Source organism: Nitrococcus sp. (assembly GCF_059432795.1).
The window spans coordinates 1-3,438 of the sequence record NZ_JBXWZQ010000083.1 but is presented as its reverse complement, the minus strand read 5'-3'; the positions used below and the strand labels follow the sequence as shown (position 1 = coordinate 3,438).

Annotated in this window: 4 protein-coding genes; 2 read left to right on the top strand and 2 right to left on the bottom strand. The window is 59.3% G+C overall.

The features are described 5' to 3' along the window. Positions 1–394: 394 nt before the first annotated feature. Entirely contained in the window at positions 395–1,282 is an 888-nt protein-coding gene (locus AC52Q4_RS06505; RefSeq protein ID WP_495535990.1) for an IS1634 family transposase, read from the top strand. A gap of 212 nt (positions 1,283–1,494) precedes the next feature. Here AC52Q4_RS06505 and AC52Q4_RS06500 read toward each other — a convergent pair whose 3' ends face one another. Together AC52Q4_RS06500 and AC52Q4_RS06495 are read right to left on the bottom strand one after the other, a co-directional pair. Continuing rightward, positions 1,495–2,082, bottom strand: coding sequence for a mobile mystery protein B (locus AC52Q4_RS06500; RefSeq protein WP_495535989.1), 588 nt, complete (start codon positions 2,080–2,082; stop codon positions 1,495–1,497). Further along, on the bottom strand, positions 2,079–2,543 hold the full coding sequence (locus AC52Q4_RS06495) for a mobile mystery protein A (RefSeq protein ID WP_495535988.1): 465 nt from the start codon (positions 2,541–2,543) through the stop codon (positions 2,079–2,081). Before AC52Q4_RS06495 ends, AC52Q4_RS06500 begins: the two co-directional genes overlap by 4 nt. Before the next feature lie 207 nt (positions 2,544–2,750). Here AC52Q4_RS06495 and AC52Q4_RS06490 point away from each other — a divergent pair, with 207 nt between their 5' ends. Then, on the top strand, positions 2,751–2,969 hold the full coding sequence (locus tag AC52Q4_RS06490; RefSeq protein WP_495535987.1) for an addiction module protein: 219 nt from the start codon (positions 2,751–2,753) through the stop codon (positions 2,967–2,969). Positions 2,970–3,438: the final 469 nt, after the last annotated feature.

Below are 3,438 nucleotides of genomic sequence, written 5' to 3'. Positions count from 1 at the left end.
TCTACCGCGCCTACCCCACGGTGCCATCGCCATACTACGGCGCGCAACCTCCTGTATGACCACGAGAGCGAGGCTTCAGAGTCCCCAGACGCGACATCGAAGTCACCCCGGTGTACCACCAAAAGCCCCACGGTATTCTCGCGGATGGCATGATCTCCCAAGTTCGACAGCCGTGAGTCGAGAACGGGCGGTTTTGGAATCGAGGGCGCCGAATCTCGGGGCGTTTTCGTCCGAATTCCGAAAATCCTTGTGCTGCCATGTACTTGCGCGGCTCCTGCTCCGGAAAACACACCTACCCGCCAGCGACAGATCGCCCAACTCGGCCGCGCCGACCAGTTGTCCGCCGAACAGGTCAACGGCCTGATCGTCGGACTGCTCAAGGCGACGGGACGCGATGCTGGTGGCCGACCGGGGGCTGCTCTCCCTGGACAACCTCGAAGCGCTGGAATCCGTTCGCTTGTCGAGCGGCGCGCCGCTCGAATACATCCTCGCGGTGCCGGCGATGCGCTATGCTGACGTTGCCGAGCGGATCGCCTCGCTCGGCTTCTCCGCCGACGAACCCAGTGTGCGGGAGTGCCGGCACGACGACCGGCGCCTGGTGGTGGCGCATGATCCGCAGATGGCCCGGATCAAGCGTGAGCGGCGACAGGCGCGCCTCGACGAACTCATGGCCTTCGGCGATCAACTCGCCGAGAAGCTCGACCGGCAGGAATCGGGTAGCAGCAGCCGGGGTCGTCGCGCCAGTGACCGTGGCGCCTGCGCGCGCTTCACTCGCCGCGTCCTCGAAGAAAAGCTCAGTCGGTACGTAACCGCGGATCTCGAGGCGGATCGCTTTACCTTCGATCTCAACCAGCTGGCGCTCGCCAAGGCCGAGTTGCTGGACGGCAAGCTGGTGTTGCTGACCAACTTGCCGACGGTCGACATCGATGCGCAGGGTATCGTCGATCGCTACAAGTCCCTGGCCGACATCGAGCGCGGCTTCCGGGTGCTCAAGAGCGACATCGAGATCGCGCCGGTATATCACCGCCTGCCGGACCGAATCCGCGCGCATGCGTTCCTCTGCTTCCTGGCGCTGGCAAGCAATCGTGTCCTTCGCTTGCGCGTCAAGGCAACCCATACCGCCACCAGCGTGATGCATGCGCTCGATCAGCTTCGCTCGATTCAACTGCACCGCGTGCGTGCCGGAATCCAGGAACCCAAGGGCTTGACGACGCTCACGCAACGGCAGATGTCTCTGTTCACCAACTTGAAGGTACAACGACCCACTCAAGAGCGCCTGTAGTGCCAAAATCGAAAATAGAACATCGCAATTTCAAATAGTTATCGCTGCGGCTGTCGAACTTGGGCGGCCAACCGAACACCAATTCCGGCCGACCCTTGGAAATCGTTCGGCCTCAATCGGAATCCGTGTTCAGTTTGGGCCGGAAGACGCAATGATCGGCAGGGCTTGCGTGGCGATTGCTGCCATGATGATGATCCGAATCATGGTGCCCGCTAAGAACGAACAAATTCCAGCAAGGGCTCTATGTCGTGATTATCGGCAGCGCGCAGCGCGTCGATATAGCGCTGACGGGTTTCGCCGGGATCGACAAGATTGGCGCTGCCCCAAGTGAAGCGTTCCCGTCCCAGTGCATTGATCAGAAGGTCGGTCGCCAGCCGGGCATGGCGACCGTTGCCGTTGGGGTAGAGATGTATACATACAAGCTTGTGATGAAAACGTGTGGCGATTTCATCGGGTTCGTAGGTACCGTTCTCAATCCAGTACCGGCAATCATCAAGAGGCTGACGCAGTTCCTGCGGGATACGGTACGCCTCAACACCGATATTCTTGTTCGAGTGGCGGTGGTGTCCTGACCAGCGCCAGACATTGCCGAACATGCGCCTGTGAAGATTGTCGAGAAAGCGCTCGTCCAGAACGTTGCGCTGCCTGGAAATCGCCCAGTCTTCGGCTTCAAGAATATTGGCTTGCTCGGCCTCGTTCAGTTCTCCGCGCAGCGTGATGTATGAAGGGATGAGACCTTCACGCTCCTCCTCATTCAGTGGTGTTGCGGCATCGTCTTGCTGGTCGAGCGGTCCGGTCATTCGTCCTCCCACAGCTTGGAGCCGGACTTCTCCATGAGCTGCCGTGCAAGCCGTTTGATCTGTTCTTGTTCATCCTCTTCATCGACTCTCTGGTTTTCCAACGCCATCGTATGGCCGGTCGCCTTGACGCGGCGCTTGGCCAGCGCGGCGGCGCGCTCCTCGACCATGGTCTCTAACGGCTTGCGCGGCACCAGGGCATAAACAAGCTCACAGTCCAGCGCCCGCGCGGCCCGCTGGAGCGAGTCGAGCGTGATCGCGCCCGTGGTTTCGGCCTTCTCGATGTCGACCGCGCGGGACTGCCCCACGCCAATGCGCTTCGCGAGTTGGCGGGTGGTTATGCCCAGGGCCTCGCGGATGGCTTTGATCCAGCCGCGGGGCGGGCGCGCGAAACTGAATTCACGCACGGAATCCAAGCGCTTATCGAGATGTCTACGGGCTGTCGCCCGGTCTTTCGCACGCATTTGATGGTCTGTATACGATCATTACTCTTATAAAGAATCGCATACACACGATCAAAGCGCAATATAATAATCGTATAAAGGCGATTATTATAACAACTTCGACCAGAAATAGCCGGTCCCAGGTTCCGGTCTCTCACATATCGGATGATCGAGCTACAACTTGTTAAAATCGCACCTGGAAGCGGCTCGGAGCCAGGAACAATCCGCATGAGCATTACTCTGCCATTGAAAGAAATGACCATCGAGGAAAAGCTCGAGGTCATGGAGGTAATCTGGGATGACCTGAGTCGGCACGCCGACGAGATGGCACCCCCGGCCTGGCACGGCGAGGCTCTGGCCGAACGGGAGGCTGCCATCGCTCGCGGTGTCGAGTCCTTCGAGGATTTGGAGGCGGCCAAGCAACAGATCGAAAGGGATATCAAGTGAGGAATCTTCAGATCCTCGCGACCTGGCGCCCTTCCGAGTAGAGTACACGCGCCTCGGCGGTTTCGGTCTTGTCAGAACGAGAGGCAGAAGTCAATTTGCAGATTCTGAAGACATGCGCCGGGTAGTGCGGAAAATCGGTGTAGAACAGAGCTCGATTATCCGTCGCGTATGGATTGTCCTTCGACGCCGATGATCTTGCGGAGATCACACGTCCGGAGGCGACAACGACGAGAACGGCCCAACCGACGCGTACCTGTCCAATCTGCGGGGGAACTGGTGGCGGTTACCACGATTGTGCGAGAAGCGGCGGTAGCGGATTTTTATAGACCCAGATAGCAACGATGTCCGCCTCCCCATTCACAGGCAGGCCATGAGAAGTGGCCGTAGCTGCTGCTGATACAGCCTGTCGCTGGCGGGGAGCAGGAAACCATGCTTGAAGAATCTCAGCACCTGCCGGCTCATCTTCGAA